This is a genomic window from Leucobacter fengyongliangi (genome assembly GCF_052386045.1).
In genome coordinates this window covers 2,654,866-2,668,845 of record NZ_CM126356.1, presented here as the reverse complement: position 1 = coordinate 2,668,845, position 13,980 = coordinate 2,654,866, and the positions used below count along the sequence as shown (strand labels likewise).

Annotated in this window: 18 protein-coding genes; 7 read left to right on the top strand and 11 right to left on the bottom strand. The window is 66.2% G+C overall.

The annotated features are described in order from the left end of the window. Positions 1-133 precede the first annotated feature (133 nt). From ACTNFK_RS12620 to ACTNFK_RS12610, 3 genes are read left to right on the top strand one after another with little or no spacing between them, the layout of a single operon-like run. Complete coding sequence (locus ACTNFK_RS12620; RefSeq protein ID WP_435937635.1) at positions 134-1,018, top strand: ABC transporter substrate-binding protein; 885 nt, start codon at positions 134-136, stop codon at positions 1,016-1,018. Positions 1,019-1,038: 20 nt separating this feature from the next. Beyond that, on the top strand, positions 1,039-2,112 hold the full coding sequence (locus ACTNFK_RS12615) for an amino acid ABC transporter permease (RefSeq protein ID WP_435937636.1): 1,074 nt from the start codon (positions 1,039-1,041) through the stop codon (positions 2,110-2,112). Further along, on the top strand, positions 2,109-2,888 hold the full coding sequence (locus ACTNFK_RS12610; protein WP_435937637.1) for an amino acid ABC transporter ATP-binding protein: 780 nt from the start codon (positions 2,109-2,111) through the stop codon (positions 2,886-2,888). The genes ACTNFK_RS12615 and ACTNFK_RS12610 overlap by 4 nt, the downstream gene beginning before the upstream one ends. 217 nt (positions 2,889-3,105) lie before the next feature. On the opposite strand, the gene ACTNFK_RS12605 is transcribed toward ACTNFK_RS12610, so the two are convergent. Further along, on the bottom strand, positions 3,106-3,642 hold the full coding sequence (locus tag ACTNFK_RS12605; protein ID WP_435937638.1) for a GNAT family N-acetyltransferase: 537 nt from the start codon (positions 3,640-3,642) through the stop codon (positions 3,106-3,108). Continuing rightward, a complete protein-coding gene (gene tagD, locus ACTNFK_RS12600; protein WP_433645538.1) occupies positions 3,639-4,037 on the bottom strand; it encodes a glycerol-3-phosphate cytidylyltransferase in 399 nt (132 codons plus the stop codon). The genes ACTNFK_RS12605 and tagD overlap by 4 nt, the downstream gene beginning before the upstream one ends. A gap of 166 nt (positions 4,038-4,203) precedes the next feature. On the opposite strand from tagD, the gene ACTNFK_RS12595 reads away from it, so the two are divergent. The 3 genes from ACTNFK_RS12595 (at position 4,204) to ACTNFK_RS12585 (ending at position 5,523) form a co-directional block, all read left to right on the top strand. Next, the gene (locus ACTNFK_RS12595) at positions 4,204-4,392 is read left to right on the top strand and encodes a hypothetical protein (protein ID WP_435937640.1); all 189 of its coding nucleotides are present in this window, start codon (positions 4,204-4,206) and stop codon (positions 4,390-4,392) included. 9 nt (positions 4,393-4,401) lie between these two features. Next, positions 4,402-4,839 (top strand): acyl-CoA thioesterase, encoded by a 438-nt coding sequence (locus ACTNFK_RS12590; RefSeq protein ID WP_435937641.1) that lies wholly within the window; start codon positions 4,402-4,404, stop codon positions 4,837-4,839. Between the two features lie 114 nt (positions 4,840-4,953). Further along, positions 4,954-5,523, top strand: a complete 570-nt coding sequence (locus ACTNFK_RS12585) for an HdeD family acid-resistance protein (protein WP_435937642.1) — start codon at positions 4,954-4,956, stop codon at positions 5,521-5,523. 72 nt (positions 5,524-5,595) lie between these two features. On the opposite strand, the gene ACTNFK_RS12580 is transcribed toward ACTNFK_RS12585, so the two are convergent. From ACTNFK_RS12580 to ACTNFK_RS12560, 5 genes are all read right to left on the bottom strand, one after another. Further along, positions 5,596-5,886 (bottom strand): cupin domain-containing protein, encoded by a 291-nt coding sequence (locus ACTNFK_RS12580; RefSeq protein WP_435937643.1) that lies wholly within the window; start codon positions 5,884-5,886, stop codon positions 5,596-5,598. A 99-nt stretch (positions 5,887-5,985) separates the two neighbouring features. Then, positions 5,986-6,441, bottom strand: coding sequence for an SseB family protein (locus ACTNFK_RS12575; protein ID WP_435937644.1), 456 nt, complete (start codon positions 6,439-6,441; stop codon positions 5,986-5,988). A gap of 88 nt (positions 6,442-6,529) precedes the next feature. Then, the gene (locus tag ACTNFK_RS12570; protein WP_435937645.1) at positions 6,530-7,141 is read right to left on the bottom strand and encodes an energy-coupling factor transporter transmembrane component T family protein; all 612 of its coding nucleotides are present in this window, start codon (positions 7,139-7,141) and stop codon (positions 6,530-6,532) included. Beyond that, a complete protein-coding gene (locus ACTNFK_RS12565) occupies positions 7,138-7,953 on the bottom strand; it encodes an energy-coupling factor ABC transporter ATP-binding protein (protein WP_435937646.1) in 816 nt (271 codons plus the stop codon). The genes ACTNFK_RS12570 and ACTNFK_RS12565 overlap by 4 nt, the downstream gene beginning before the upstream one ends. Continuing rightward, on the bottom strand, positions 7,950-8,711 hold the full coding sequence (locus ACTNFK_RS12560; RefSeq protein ID WP_435937647.1) for a biotin transporter BioY: 762 nt from the start codon (positions 8,709-8,711) through the stop codon (positions 7,950-7,952). Before ACTNFK_RS12560 ends, ACTNFK_RS12565 begins: the two co-directional genes overlap by 4 nt. A 102-nt stretch (positions 8,712-8,813) precedes the next feature. Here ACTNFK_RS12560 and ACTNFK_RS12555 point away from each other — a divergent pair, with 102 nt between their 5' ends. Beyond that, entirely contained in the window at positions 8,814-9,422 is a 609-nt protein-coding gene (locus ACTNFK_RS12555; protein ID WP_435937648.1) for a TetR family transcriptional regulator, read from the top strand. Positions 9,423-9,623: 201 nt separating this feature from the next. Here the strand turns inward: ACTNFK_RS12555 and nucS are convergent, their stop codons facing one another. The 4 genes from nucS to ACTNFK_RS12535 form a co-directional block, all read right to left on the bottom strand. Beyond that, positions 9,624-10,316 (bottom strand): endonuclease NucS, encoded by a 693-nt coding sequence (gene nucS / locus ACTNFK_RS12550; RefSeq protein WP_435937649.1) that lies wholly within the window; start codon positions 10,314-10,316, stop codon positions 9,624-9,626. A 9-nt stretch (positions 10,317-10,325) separates the two neighbouring features. After that, the gene (locus ACTNFK_RS12545; RefSeq protein WP_435937650.1) at positions 10,326-11,816 is read right to left on the bottom strand and encodes an MFS transporter; all 1,491 of its coding nucleotides are present in this window, start codon (positions 11,814-11,816) and stop codon (positions 10,326-10,328) included. A 180-nt stretch (positions 11,817-11,996) separates the two neighbouring features. Continuing rightward, a complete protein-coding gene (locus ACTNFK_RS12540) occupies positions 11,997-12,668 on the bottom strand; it encodes a response regulator (protein ID WP_433645562.1) in 672 nt (223 codons plus the stop codon). Further along, entirely contained in the window at positions 12,665-13,852 is a 1,188-nt protein-coding gene (locus ACTNFK_RS12535) for a sensor histidine kinase (protein WP_435937651.1), read from the bottom strand. Before ACTNFK_RS12535 ends, ACTNFK_RS12540 begins: the two co-directional genes overlap by 4 nt. Positions 13,853-13,980: the final 128 nt, after the last annotated feature.

Genomic DNA, 13,980 nt, shown 5'->3' with positions numbered 1-13,980 from the left:
GTCTCGGAATGATCCCAAATACGGGCCGACACTCCATCGCGGGGTGGCCCCGCGGTAGGCTCCAAATGTAATGCGGGCCTGGCCCGTTCACGCATGAATGGTTTGTTTCAACGACAGAAGAGGATATGGATCGATGAAGATTCGATTTGTACTGCCCGCACTCGCCGCAGCAGCTGCGCTTGCACTCACTGGCTGCACGAACACCGAGGGCGACACGACCGCCAGCGTCGACGCGAGCGGGATCCAGCCCGACACGGCCGCGGTGGCGTTGCTGCCCGAAGAAGTGAAGGAATCGGGTGTGCTCTTCATGGGCACCGACGCCGAGTACCCGCCGAACGAGTACAAGGACGCGTCGGGCAAGCCGGTCGGCTGGGGCATCGAACTCGCCGAGGCGATCGCCGCGAAGCTGGGCCTGACGCCCGAGTGGGAGATCCTGCCCTTCGACAGCATCCTTCCCCGCATCGAGGAAGAGGCGCTGCAGGTCGGTGCCTCATCGTTCACCGACAACCTCGAGCGTCAGAAGACGGTCGACTTCGTCAACTACCTGAACGCGGGTAGCCAGTGGGCCGCTCCGGTGGGTTCCGATGTGGATCCCGAAAACGCCTGCGGCCTCACCGTGGCCGTGCAGGCGGGCACGATCCAGCACACCGATGAACTGCCCGCCCGCAATGACGAGTGCGTCGCGGCCGGCAAGGAAGCGATCACCATCCTGCCGTTCGACGGTCAGCCCGAAGTTACGAATGCCGTGGTCAATGGTCAGGCCGACGCATTCTCCGCTGATTCCCCAGTTACCGGCGCTGCGGTGACCGAGCTCGAGGGCGAGCTTGAGCTCGTCGGCGATCTCTTCGACGCGGCACCCTATGGTTTCGCCACCCTCAAGGGCAGCGACATGACCATGGCGGTTCAGGCGGCGCTGCAGTCGCTCATCGATGACGGCACCTACCTCGAAATCCTTGAGGCCGCAGGTATCGCCCCGGGCGCTGTGGAATCGGCCACGATCAACGCCGGTACCGAGTAGTCGAACCGGATTCGCGAGTCATGTCTGACACGCAGTCCCCGGTCGCGGGGCCACGTTCCCCGCGGCCCGACAGCCACGCGGTGCCGGAGGAGATCGTAGCGATCAAGCTCCGGCACCCGTGGCGCACGGTGTTCGCCGCCGTCCTGCTGCTGCTCGTGGTGCTGTTCATCGTCGACGCAGCGTTCAACCGCCCCGTGTACTCGTGGGGCGAGGTAGGCAAGTACCTCTTCGACACTCGCGTCATCGAGGCGATCGGGTACACGCTGCAGCTCACGGTGTACTCGATGATCATCGCGGTGCTGCTCGGTGTCACGCTCGCGATCATGCGACTTTCGCCGAACCCGGTCTTCCGATCGGTCGCGTGGGCGTACCTGTGGATCTTCCGCGGCACCCCGGTCTACGTGCAGCTGGTGTTCTGGGGCCTCATCGGGGTCATCTACAAGAGCATCGATATCGGCATTCCCTTCACCGAGCCGTGGCTCTCGTTCAAGACGCAGGATCTGCTGAGCTACTTCGTGCTCGCGGTCATCGGTCTCGCCCTGAACGAAGCCGCCTACATGGCAGAGATCGTGCGGGCCGGCCTGCTCTCGGTCGACAAGGGCCAGGAGGAAGCGGCGACCGCGCTCGGCCTCGGCTGGGGGCACACGATGACCCGCGTGATCCTGCCTCAGGCGATGCGCGTCATCATCCCGCCGACCGGCAACGAAGTCATCTCGATGCTGAAGACGACATCGCTCGTCACGGCCGTGCCGTTCACGCTCGAGCTTTACACGCGCACACGCGACATCGCGTCGGTCACCTACAAGCCGGTGCCCATGCTGATCGTCGCCTCGATCTGGTACCTCGTGATCACCTCGATCCTGATGGTCGGTCAGTACTATCTCGAGCGACACTTTGCGAAGGGCGTCGACGCGCGCCCCGATACGCCGAAGATCTCGCTCGAGACCGGCACGATCGGTGTCGCTTCGGGCACGGGCAACCGTGGTGGTCGGGCCAGCACGGTTGGCACGCTCGGCGCCGACGCAGGCGGTGGCGCAGCCGCGATGCCCCCGGGGCCCGCAGCGCCACCCGCACTTGGAGGTGATGGACGATGAGTGGATCCGCCAGCGAGACCCCCATGGTGAAAGCCGAGGCCGTCTCGAAGTCGTTTGGCTCGAACGAAGTGCTGAAGAGCATCTCGCTCGAGGTGAACCGGGGCGAAGTGCTCTGCCTCGTGGGCCCGTCGGGCTCGGGCAAGTCCACGTTTCTGCGCTGCATCAACCACCTCGAGACGATCAGCGGGGGTCGCCTGTGGGTTGACGGTCAGCTCGTCGGCTATCGACAGCAGGGCGACAAGATCTACGAGCTGCGCCCCGCCGAGGCCTCGAAGCAGCGCCGCGACATCGGCATGGTGTTTCAGCGCTTCAACCTGTTTCCGCACATGACCGCGCTCGAGAACGTGATGGCCGCGCCCATGCTGCTGAAGAAGGGCAACAAGGCGAAGCTGAAGACGAAGGCCATGGAATTGCTGGCGCGTGTGGGCCTGGCCGAGCGTCACGATTACTACCCGGCGCACCTGTCGGGCGGGCAGCAGCAGCGCGTCGCGATCGCGCGGGCGCTCGCGATGGAGCCGAAGCTGATGCTCTTTGACGAGCCGACCTCCGCACTCGATCCCGAGCTTGTCGGCGAGGTGCTTGACGTGATGAAGGGTCTTGCGGAAAGCGGCATGACGATGATCGTCGTCACGCACGAGATGGGCTTCGCGCGGGAAGTAGCTGACACGCTTGCCTTCATGGATGGCGGCGTGGTCGTCGAATCCGGAGACCCTGCTGCAGTGCTTGCGAACCCGCAGCGCGAGCGCACGAAGGCCTTCCTCTCGAAGGTGCTGTAACGCACGACTTCTGCGCGCAGCAGTGGATCGGCCCCGCAACCTCGCTTAGAGGTGCGGGGCCGATCCACTTCTGCGTCGGACACCGGTGCCGCGCCCGATTCTGCCGCGCGGACTGTGCCTTGTTCGCTTCAGGGTGCGCTATTTGCGCAAACAAGGCACCCTGAAGTGAATAAGGCACCGTCGGTACGCGTGTCGGCGAAGCTGCGGCACCTGTGCTCTAGTCGCGCGTGGGGAGCGGAGGCCCGTCGGGGAAGTCGCTGCGAGTGAGGTCCATGAACAGCGCGTCCTCCAGGTGCCCCTCGGGACGCACCTGGTAATCGCGCAGCACCCCGATGCGCCGAAATCCGAGCCGCTCATAGCTGCGGATCGCGCCCTCGTTGTGGATGTTCGGGTCGAGGGTGACGCGGGTGATCCCCTCGCCGAACTCGTGCCGAATGGCGAGCGCCACCGCCTCCTCGCCGATGCGGCGCCCGCGGAAGGCGGTGCCGAGGAAGATGTGCATCACGGTCGTGGGGTACTCGGGATCTTCGCCGCGCAGCACGAACATCGCGCCAGCGGTATGCCCCTCGACCTCGATGATGCGGGCAGTGTCGGGGTGCGCGATGAACTCCTCCCGGATCCGCTCGGGGGTGTATCCCACCCACCACACCGCGACCTCGGGTTCGACGAGGATCGCGGCCAGCGGATCCACATCGCGCTCTTCGGGGTCGCGCAGGGTAACGAGAGGACCGCGCAGGGTCGGCTGGGCGCTCATGCGTTGATGCCCAGGTCGCGCTTGATCTTGGTGGTCGAGATCCCCTCGGTGCGATCGAGGTATACGACGTCGCAGTAGTCGGTGAGGATCTCGAAGCGGGGGTCACCCTCCCAGTCGCCGCCCATCACGACGACATCGATCTCGTAGCGCTTCACGTCGTTGATCTTCTGATCCCACGAATCCTCGGGAATCACGAGATCGACGTAGCGCACCGCCTCAAGCATCTTCTTACGGGTCTCGAAGTCGTGGTACGTCTTCTTCCCTTTACCCTCGTTGAACGACTCGGTCGAGAGTGCCACCACGAGATAGTCGCCCTGGGCGCGGGCGCGCTGCAGCAGGCGAATATGCCCCCAGTGCAGGAGGTCGTAGGTGCCGTAGGTGAGCACGCGCTTCATTCGGCGGTCTCCATTCGTCGGGTGATGGCCGGGGGCGGCCGCGATCCACTGTATTTCTGAGCGTAGTGCAGGGGCCGGTGCCCTGGGTGGGTGCGAGCCGGGTGGTGCGGGCGTACGCTGGGTCAGAGGGCCAGCAGCCCCGCAGCCCGTCACGAGAGGAGCCACCATGAACGAGAACAGTCAGTCTGGCACGCAGGATCACGACTCGGATCCGGCGCACACTCCCGACCAGGGATGGGGCGAGGAAGGCGGCGCATCGCACCTCGGGCCCGCCACGCACATTCAGTCGGGACAGCCGGGTGACGTTGACGTCGCGGACGATGAAGAAGACGAAGACGAAGACGAAGAAGAGTAGGTCGATTGCATGAGCGATTTTCGTCACACGGTGCGCAAGTGGGTGAAGCCCGAAGATCTGAACCAACACGGCGCGCTGTTTGGCGGTCGACTCCTGCAGTGGGTCGATGAGGAGGCCGCGATCGTGGCGGTGACCCAGCTGGGCACGATCGACGTGGTCACTCGGCACTTCTCGGCACTCGATTTTGTGGCGAGGGCGGATCGCGGTGACCTGCTCGAGCTCGAGTACCGGGTACTGAAGTTCGGCAACACCTCGCTCACCATCAGCTGCCGGGTCGAGAACGCGGTGACCGGGCAAGAAGTGCTGACGCTGGAAGAAATCGTGTTTGTAGCGGTGGATGCCGAGGGGCGGCCCCAGGCGCACGGATACAGTGACACGACCCTGGGTACCGAGCGCATCCGCGGGCTGGGGCACTCGAATGCAGTCGAGGGGCGAATTCGGGGGTGAACTTTCCGCGCTCCCGGCTGGGGGTACCGCTCAGGGGATATCAGGGTGCATCATGAATCAGGCGCCCCAGCGGGTCGCTAATATTCCTGAGTTCGTCACGTGAAAGGCACCCCTATGGCTGGCCCCTCTACCCTCAACACCGAGAATCGCGCGGTCGATGCGATCCGCACCATGCTGGGAGTCGGCGGACTCGTCGCGCTGATCGTCGGCATCCTGATCCTCGTGAACCCGGTGAAGTCTGGCGCGATCATGATGCAGATCGTTTCCGTCATCGTCGCGCTGTACGCGGCAGGCGTGGGCGTGGTCTACCTCGGGTCGGCGCTCTTTTCGAAGACCATGAAGGGGTGGCCGCGCACCGGCAACGTCGTGCTTGGCCTGCTCTATATCGTCGGCGCGGTCATCATCTTTGCGAACCTTGCCGCGACGGCCGCGGTGCTCACCGCGTTCTTGTCGATCATGATCGGCGTGCTGTGGATCATCGAGGGCATCTTCTCGTTCACCACGCTGAAGGAGTCGGGCCATCGCGTACTGACGATCATCTATGGCATCATCAGCGTGGTCGCCGGCCTTGTGCTGATCCTGTCGCCGCTGCTCGGCGCGATCACGCTGTGGCTGTTGCTCGGCCTGTCGATGATCGTGATGGGCGCGGTGCAGATCGTGCGCGCGTTCGCGTTCAAGCCCTAGAGCGACAGCTCCGACCTCACCGGTTACCGAACGCCCGCTCGATTCTCTGGATCGGTCGGGCGTTTCTGTCTCCTAGGACAGTTTTTCGATCTCGACGAACACGACGGGAGCCGCGGAGGTGCGGTTTTCGACCTGGTGCTCGGAGCCCGCGGGCCGGGTATAACTGACGCCCGCGGTGAGTTCTGCAACGATCTCGCTGCCATCGGCGTTGGTAACGTGCATGGTGTCGGTGACCAGGGGCACCACTACGTACTCGTGTTCGTGCACGTGCATCGGAATGACTCCGCCGGGATCAATCGTCCACTTTGTCACCCGAAAGTGTTCGTTCTCGAGCTGGGTCTCGCTGTGCGCTCCGGTTGTCATGAGGTCTCCTTTGTTCGCTGACTGATGTGTTCGCTGACTGAGTGTTGAACCGTGCCGTGCTCGTCTCTTCGTTCGCCTCCGGGACTCGGCGCAGCGGGGTCAGCGCATCGCTTCGAGGGTGGCGGCATCGATCGAGTCGTCACCCAGCGCGAGGTCGATGTACTTGCGCAGTACGACGAGCGCATCCGATCCCGCGTTGAATTGAGCCGCGACGAACTTGCCCGTGTGGATGAGGCGCAGTGCCTCGGCAATCGGCATGATCGCGCCCTTCGCCTGCTCGCCCTTGCCCTTTGGCAGGGCCGCCCGCAGCTCGTCCATCGAGGTGAACAGGGGCAGCAGCAACTGCCCTTGCGTTGAGCGGATCGTGCGAATGTGCGTGGCTTTCTTCTTCGCGGTGCCTGTGACGTCGACTACGAGAAATCCCTCGCGCAACGCGGTGAGAAATGCCGCGAGTTGCGCGTAATCGGGTGCCTGCTGCAGGGTGTGGATCGCCGCTCGCACACCGGTGTTCTCGTAGTCGGCGGTGAGCCCATCGGGAATCTGTGCGTCAGCCATGCCTCTAGCCTACGGGCCTGGAGCCCTCGAAACGGCGTGTTTGCGGGTGCCTGGGCCCGCGGGCCTGCGGGCGTGTGGTGGAGTGTGGTCAGTCGTCGCCGAGGCCCCGGGCCTGCAGTGCCTCGCCCGTGTGGCGTGCGTGCGCGACCATCCGCAGCACGAGCGGGGTGGCGTAGGCACGGAGGTTTCGATCGAGGCCGCGGGCGCGCGCGGCGGTGCGGGTCTCGTGCGCGATGTCGATCGCGAGCGGGATCGCGCGGAAGGCGAGGGAGAATGCCAGGGCGACGCGTTCGGGCGAGACCCCCAGCGGCCGCAGCGGGCCGAGCGCCCACACCAGGGTGTCGAGCATGTCGTCGGTTGCGGTACTTGCGGTGACCGCGCTCGCCGCAAGGATCAAGGCGAGGAGGTCGGCGACGACCTCGAGGCCCCGCTCCCAGCCGTTTTGCCAGGTCTGAAAGGCGAACAGCAGCACCGCAACGATCGCGAAGCCGCGCACCGCACGCACGAGACCGCGCGTGCCCATGCCCGATGTCAGCGCGAGCACGATGCCAAGGCCGAGCGCGATCAGCGCCAACGGCCAGCCGGGAGCCGCGACGACCGCGACACCGAGCAGGAACAGGCCGAGCAGCTTCGCGCCCGGGCGCATGCGGTGCAGCACGGACCGACCGGGCCGGTACGCGCCAAGTACGGCGCTGGTCACGCGCGCTCCCGGTACCAGTCAACTGCCTCGGCCGGCGAGGTGGCCGCGGTGGCACTGTCGTGCACCACCCGACCCCCGGCGACCACGAGCACCCGGTCGCAGCGCGCGGCCAGCTCAAGGTCGTGGGTCGCGACGATGAGCTGCTGCGGCAGGCCGAGCAGTAGCTCGGAGATCTGCCGACTGTTGCGCAGGTCGAGCAGCGTGGTGGGTTCATCTGCCACGAGGATCGCGGGCTCGGTCGCGAGCACGCTAGCGATCGCGAGGAGCTGCTGTTGCCCACCCGAGAGTGTGTGCACGCTGCGGTCGGCCAGCGCCTCGAGGCCGAACCGCGCGAGCGCGTTGCGTGCGGCGGCGAGGCGATCCACTTTGCGTGCGTGATGCCGGCGCAGCGATAATGCGACATCTTCGATCACCGTGGGCATCACGAGTTGCGTCGCGGGGTTCGTGAACACGAACCCGACGAGCTGCCGCACCGCGCGGCCATCGCGGGCAGTGTCGAGCCAGCGCGCGGCCTCTGCGGCGCTGCCAGTGGGTCTCGTGCGATCGGTGCTGCCGCGGCGCGCGTTGTCTCCGGATTCGATGGCGGATCCGCCAGTCGGAACCGTGGCCCGGGACTGGGCGCGCACCCGCACGCTGCCAGTGGTCGGCAGCACCAGCCCGTTCAGCAGGCGAGCGAGCGAGGACTTGCCCGATCCGTTCGCTCCGATCAGTGCGATGCGATGCTCGGTCAGCGTGAGGGTGGTCGGCTCGAGGACGCGCACTTCACCGTCGTGGGTGGGAGCGACAATCGCAGCGTCGTGCAGTTCGATCATGCAGAGCCCGCTCCGCCACGTTCGATAGTGGACACTGCGTCAGGGGTGGTGTCTGTGAGGGTGTCTGAACTGGTGACTGTGCTCGTGGGGGAGCTTCTGTCGATGCCGGCGTCGGAGGCCGAATCTGCATCAGAGCTGGCTCCGGTGGGTGTGTCACGACCGTTCTCGCTGTCAACCCCGCGTGCGCGACGGTGCGGCAGGAGGTCAGGGAACGCGCGGTGCACCGCGGTGGCAACGACCGCCGCGAGTGCGATCTTCGCGAGGTCAGCCGGCACGAATGCCAGGTTGATCATGAAGGCCTCGCCGACGGTCAGGCCCAGTCGCCAGGCGAGGCCGAGTACGCCGAGTGTGTACACGAAAATGATGTTGGCAACGAGCGCGGCGAGGAAGATGAGGACGGCATTGGTTGCTACAGAGCGGCGGGGGAGGCGTTCGACGATGAAGCCGGTCAACCACGCGGCGAGGGGCATGCCGATCAGATAGCCGACGGTTGGGCCAGCAAACGGGGCCAGTCCGGCGGATCCGCCAGCGAAGACTGGCAGGCCGATCGCGCCGATCGCAAGGTACAGCAGCACCGCGAGGAAGCCGCGGTTCGCGCCGAGCACCGCGCCGGCGAGCAGCACCGCGAAGGTTTGCAGGGTGATGGGCACCGCGCCGATCGGGAAGGCCAGCACTGAGGCGGCGACGATGAGCGCAGCGAAGGTGGCGATGAGCGCAAGGTCGGTGGCGGGGCTGCGGCGTGCGCGAATCGTGGCCATGGGTCTTCCATTCTGATGAGAGTGCGTGCGCCTGTGCGCGCACCTGAACACTGTTCACCATACACTGAACAGTGTTCAGGTGCGACATGTAGGATCCACGGTATGGGTCACAGTCGCACTGATGTCGTCGCCGCCGCGCTGCGCGTACTTGATGAGCAGGGTCTCGAATTCTGTTCGATGCGTCGGGTCGCCGCCGCGCTCGATGTGCAACCGAGCGCGCTGTATCACCACGTACCCGACAAGCAGACGCTGCTCGCGCTCATGGCCGATGAGATGGTTTCTAGTGTCAGGGGGTCGGGCCCCGCGGAGCTGTGCCGCGACCTGCGACGGGCGATGCTCGCGGTGCGCGACGGTGCCGACGTGGTGGCGACCGCTTCTGCGTATCGGCTGGGCGCGTCAGCCGTCGAGGCTCGCCTCGCCGAGCTGTTGCGCAAGCGTTTCGAAGACATGACTCCCTGGGAAGCCGTCGAGTCGGCGCGCACCCTGCTGCACTTCGTGTTCGGACACACGCAGTCCACCCAGATGTTGCTGCAGGCGCAGGAGTTCGCGGCGCTCGCCGCGGGTCGGCCGGCAGACGCGGCCGCCGATCCGCCGGGTGCGTCGCGAGCCGACCTCGAGGCGTCGTTCGACCGCGGCATTGCTGTCATCCTCGCCGGGCTCGCCGTGCGGCTGGAACTAGTGAGCGGGAAGCGGCTCGACGGCTCGGGTTGACGCCAGCGCAGGGTTCAGCGTCCGCGAACCCTGCCCGAACGTCCACCCCGGGAAGGGCGTGCTGCGGCCGGGGAAGGGTGCGCCGCGTGGGGAGTGGTGCTGAAGGCTCGGGTTGACGTCGGCGCAGGGTTCACCGTGACTGAACCCTGCGTGAGTGTCCACCGCGCGAGATTCCGGGGCGGCCGAGCGCGAGGGAAGCGGCTAGAAGAGGGTGTTGAGGTTCTGCATGCCACGCAGCGCGTCGTAGTCAAGCACCACACAGCGGATCCCGCGGTCCTCGGCGAGCGTGCGCGCCTGCGGCTTGATCTCCTGCGCGGCGAACACGCCCCGCACGGGCGCGAGCACCGGGTCGCGGTTCATCAGCTCAAGATAGCGCGTCAACTGCTCAACCCCGTCGATGTCGCCGCGCCGCTTGATCTCGACGGCCACCGATGCGCCGTCAGCGTCGCGCGCGAGAATGTCGACCGGCCCGATCGCGGTCATGTACTCGCGGCGCACGAGCGCATGGCCCTCGCCGAGCACGTCGATCTGATCAGCGAGCAACTCCTGCAGATGCGCCTCGACGCCGTCCTTAATGAGGCCCGGGTCGACCCCGAGGTCATGCGAGGAATCGTGAAACACCTCGAAGACCGAGACGGCGAGCTGATCCGCTGTCTTTGCGTGCACGACCCGCCACACCTCGGTGATGCCGAACTCGCGCTGCTCGTCGTCTGGTTCTTCGGTGGCAATCGAGCACGGCGGGCTCATCCAGTTCAGCGGCTTGTACGAGCCGCCGTCGGAGTGCACCAGAATCGAGCCGTCGTTCTTGAGCATCAGCACCCGCCTCGCGCGCGGCAGGTGCGCACTGAGCCTCCCGGCATAATCCACAGAGCAGTCAGCCACCACGATTCTCACCGTGACAGCCTACCCGTTTCGAAGCGGGGTGGATCCGCCCTCGCGTGCCGCTCGGGCGACCAGCGCGGTGATGGCGGTAAAGAGTAGCAGTGCCCAAAACGCGGTGAGGAGGCCGATGAATTCGCCGAGCAGACCGAATGCCATCGGTCCGAGCAGCATCGACCCGTAGCCGAGCGCGGAGACCGCGGCGACGTCGCGCACGGCTGTCTCGGATCGATCCGCTGCCGCGGAAATGGCGATGGGCCAGCCGAGCCCGCCCCCCAACCCCCACGCGATCGTGCCGAGCAGAAGGCCAACGGTTCCGGGAACTACGAGCACGGTAACGATGCCGACAGTGCTCAGGAGGGCGCACGCGTACAGAATCTTGACGCGCCCGAAGCGGTTCAGCAGGGCGGAGCCTGTGACGCGCACGAGCATGATCGAGGCGAAAAATACACCCAACATGAGCGCGCCAGTCTGGTTTGCGACCCCCCGTCCGTCGACGAGCGCCAGCGGAAGCCAGTCGGCCGCGGTGCCCTCGACGATGCCGGTGGCGAGGGCGATGAGGCCGATGAGGAGCACACGTCGGTCGCGCCAGGGGGAGTACCCGACGGGCGGAGCGACGCGCGGAGGTGCGGAAGAGGGGGGTTGTGTAGTAGTTGGTGGAGACTGCACAGGAATCTGCGAGGTAACGACGGGGATCGCCCCGGTCATCGTCGAGAACGCAGGCTGCCGCCCAGCTGCCGAATCAACAATCGGGATGGGGCCGGTCGCGTCAAACGCGGCGGTCTCGGGGGCGAATGCCTCAGACGCGGTGTTGCTCGAGCTGCCCAAATCGTGCGCACTCGCGGTGCGGGAACCATCTGTAGCAGCGGGAGTGCTCGAGGCCCCGGAGACACCTGCGGCCTCAGCAGCCCGTGCGCGCAGGCCCTGCTCGTCGGAGGGCACATTGCGCAGGAGAATGATGAGCGCAATTCCGATGACCGCGAAGATCACGAAGAAGTGTAGTTGTGGGCCGATGCCCACTGCCTCGGCGAGTGCCCCCAGGCCCATCGCGGCGACGGTGCCGGTGCTGTATCCGGCGTGCATGAGGGGCAGCCGAGCACGGCCCAGGGCGCGCTCGGCGTTCGCGCCGCTCACGTTCATGGCCACATCGGCGGTCGCGAAGAAGAACCCGAATACGAACAGTACGGCGAGCCCGAGCGGGATCGCGCCGGTCAGGATGATCGCCACGGCGACTGGCAATGCGACCACCTGCGCGAGTCCGGTGATCAGCATCGTGCGCTTCGGGCCGAACCACTGCACAACCTGGCCGGAGATCACCAGACCAACGACGCTGCCCGCGGCAAGACACAAACCGTAGACACTCATTTCAAGGGTCGACGCATCTAGCCGATCGCGCACCGCAGGCAGTCGGCTGAGCCAGGTGCCGAAACTCAGGCCCAGCAAAAGAAAAATGGCGAGCATCGTGCGCACCCAGCGCACGACGATTTGCCGCTCGGTCAGGCCACGCTCAGTCACCACACGAGTGTAGTGGATCAGCGCCACCTCACCGGGCTCGAGCGCCTGCGAAAGCACTGGTCAGCGCAAAAAATTCATGTCTCGGCCATCAGTTCACCGCTCACACACTGGCCTGGCGCTTGGAGCTGGGCGATCCGACGGGTCTGAGTGCTGCACCCAGAGGGCCTCAGCCCGGCCCGCTCATCGCAGGATGCCTCTCAGCCGGGCCGCAGACACCGCCGCGGTGCGGGAGGAGACATCAAGCTTCGAGTAAATGTGCGCCAGATGCGACTTCACGGTGGTCTCGCTCAGGAATAGCCGGTGCGCGACCTCGGTGTTGGAGCAGCCGCTGGCGACGAGTCTGAGTACCTCGATTTCGCGACTGCTGAGGTTGACCTGTGGGGCGCGCAGCCGATCCAGCAGCCGCGATGCTATCACCGGCGCGAGGGCGCTCTGGCCAGCCGCCGCGGCACGCACCGCCGCGATGAGCTCGTGCGGGGGCGCGTCTTTGAGCAGATACCCGCTCGCACCGGCCTCGACGGCGCCGAGGATGTCGGCATCGGAGTCGTAGTTGGTGAGCACCAGCACATAAGGCGGCGCCTCGAGCGCCCGAATGCGGCGGGTGGCCGCCGCGCCGGTCGAAACGCTGGCCGAGTCGCCTCCGGCCGTGCCGCTCGCGCCGCCCAGGCCGCTCGCGCCGCCGAATTGCAGATCCATGAGCACCAGGTCGGGGTTTTCGCGTTCGGCTGCCTCGACTGCCTCGTCAGGGGTGGCCGCTTCCGCCACCACGCACACGTCGTGTTCGAGGCTCATGAGTGCGACGAGCCCAGCGCGCACGATCGGATGATCATCGGCAATGACGATGCGGATCATTGTGCCCCCAAGCCGGGCAGCGTCACGGTGAGGGTGGTGCCATGCCCCGGAGCTGAGCCGACGGAAAGCGTGCCACCGAGCTGCTGCACCCGTTCGCGAGTTGCGTGGAGTCCAAACGAGTCAGAGGTGCTGGGCGACCCTGTCCCCAGTGCGCGCGGGTCGAACCCGTCGCCGTCGTCGGTCACAACGAAGCTGAGGGTTTCGGAATCGGTGGCCAGGCTAATTGTCGCCGAGCTCGCGCGCGCATGTTGAATCACGTTGGCGATGGCACCCTGAGCGATGCGCAACAACGCCGTCTGTACGTGCATCGGCAGGGTCACGGAATCTGACACGCGCACCTGCACCGTCAGGCCCTGCGCAGCCCAACGGGATTCGGCGAGCCGCCGCAACGCGCCGCCAAGGCCGTCATCGTCGAGTTGCGGCGGGGTGAGTTCACGAATGAAGCGGCGCGCCTCGGTGAGGTTCACCGCCGCGGTCTCGCGAGCCAGCCTGAGGTGTTCGACCCCAGGCCGCTCCGGGTCTGCCCGCTCGGCGGCGTGCAGCAGCATGCCGATGCTCGACAGTCCCTGGGCAAGGGTGTCATGGATCTCTCTTGCCAAGCGCGCGCGCTCGGCGAGGACACCCGCCTCGTGTTCGGTCGCCGCGAGCTGGCTGCGCGTGTCGATCAGCTCGCGCACGAGCCGTTCACGCTGCGCGGCCTCGCGGGCGAGTTCTTGCGTGCCGAGCCCGATCAGCAGAGCGACCCCGGCTCCCACGAGCGGGCCCACCACGCCCCCAACGCTCCAGCCACCGTGCAGGCCCAGCGCAAAGATCGCTGCCGCGGTCGCCGCGAGAATCGCCACTGGCCCCCACCAACGCCCAAAGAAGTGGAGATAGAGAAAGAACAGCGGAAATACAAGGTAGGCGGCCTCGGAACTGAACCAGAGGAGGATGACCCATTCGAGACTGAGTGCGCCGATCCACCACAGCCCAAGCCGGCCGAAGCGTGGCCCTCCGGGTCGCGCGAACACCGCGCCGAGCGCGTAAGTGATCAACAACACCGCAGACAAGCCGATGACCAGGCCGCTCTGCGCGCCGGGGGCGAGCGCCTCGCGAATCACGACCAGGGCGATCAGGCCGAAAAACAGTAGGTGCGCGCCCACGCGCAACACCACGAAGACCGGGGTCATCGTGGGGGAGGTCATGCGCTGAATCTTACGGGCCTGCGGCGCGAGTTACATCGTTCAAAAGGATGAGCCGCGCTTCCGTCATTTCGCCGCTGCACGCTGTGCGGACGGCCGATGACGGGCGGGCCGCCCGGTGGAAAAGTGGA

What these genes read in the sequence shown, in the direction of transcription:
- ACTNFK_RS12615 (WP_435937636.1), top strand. Translation starts at nt 1,039, where the DNA reads ATGTCTGACACGCAGTCCCCGGTCGCGGGGCCACGTTCCCCGCGGCCC.
- ACTNFK_RS12585 (WP_435937642.1), top strand. Translation starts at nt 4,954, where the DNA reads ATGGCTGGCCCCTCTACCCTCAACACCGAGAATCGCGCGGTCGATGCG.
- ACTNFK_RS12555 (WP_435937648.1), top strand. Translation starts at nt 8,814, where the DNA reads ATGGGTCACAGTCGCACTGATGTCGTCGCCGCCGCGCTGCGCGTACTT.
- ACTNFK_RS12620 (WP_435937635.1), top strand. Translation starts at nt 134, where the DNA reads ATGAAGATTCGATTTGTACTGCCCGCACTCGCCGCAGCAGCTGCGCTT.
- ACTNFK_RS12595 (WP_435937640.1), top strand. Translation starts at nt 4,204, where the DNA reads ATGAACGAGAACAGTCAGTCTGGCACGCAGGATCACGACTCGGATCCG.
- ACTNFK_RS12605 (WP_435937638.1), bottom strand. Translation starts at nt 3,642, where the DNA reads ATGAGCGCCCAGCCGACCCTGCGCGGTCCTCTCGTTACCCTGCGCGAC.
- ACTNFK_RS12565 (WP_435937646.1), bottom strand. Translation starts at nt 7,953, where the DNA reads ATGATCGAACTGCACGACGCTGCGATTGTCGCTCCCACCCACGACGGT.
- ACTNFK_RS12580 (WP_435937643.1), bottom strand. Translation starts at nt 5,886, where the DNA reads ATGACAACCGGAGCGCACAGCGAGACCCAGCTCGAGAACGAACACTTT.
- tagD (WP_433645538.1), bottom strand. Translation starts at nt 4,037, where the DNA reads ATGAAGCGCGTGCTCACCTACGGCACCTACGACCTCCTGCACTGGGGG.
- ACTNFK_RS12540 (WP_433645562.1), bottom strand. Translation starts at nt 12,668, where the DNA reads ATGATCCGCATCGTCATTGCCGATGATCATCCGATCGTGCGCGCTGGG.
- ACTNFK_RS12590 (WP_435937641.1), top strand. Translation starts at nt 4,402, where the DNA reads ATGAGCGATTTTCGTCACACGGTGCGCAAGTGGGTGAAGCCCGAAGAT.
- ACTNFK_RS12610 (WP_435937637.1), top strand. Translation starts at nt 2,109, where the DNA reads ATGAGTGGATCCGCCAGCGAGACCCCCATGGTGAAAGCCGAGGCCGTC.
- ACTNFK_RS12535 (WP_435937651.1), bottom strand. Translation starts at nt 13,852, where the DNA reads ATGACCTCCCCCACGATGACCCCGGTCTTCGTGGTGTTGCGCGTGGGC.
- ACTNFK_RS12575 (WP_435937644.1), bottom strand. Translation starts at nt 6,441, where the DNA reads ATGGCTGACGCACAGATTCCCGATGGGCTCACCGCCGACTACGAGAAC.
- ACTNFK_RS12560 (WP_435937647.1), bottom strand. Translation starts at nt 8,711, where the DNA reads ATGGCCACGATTCGCGCACGCCGCAGCCCCGCCACCGACCTTGCGCTC.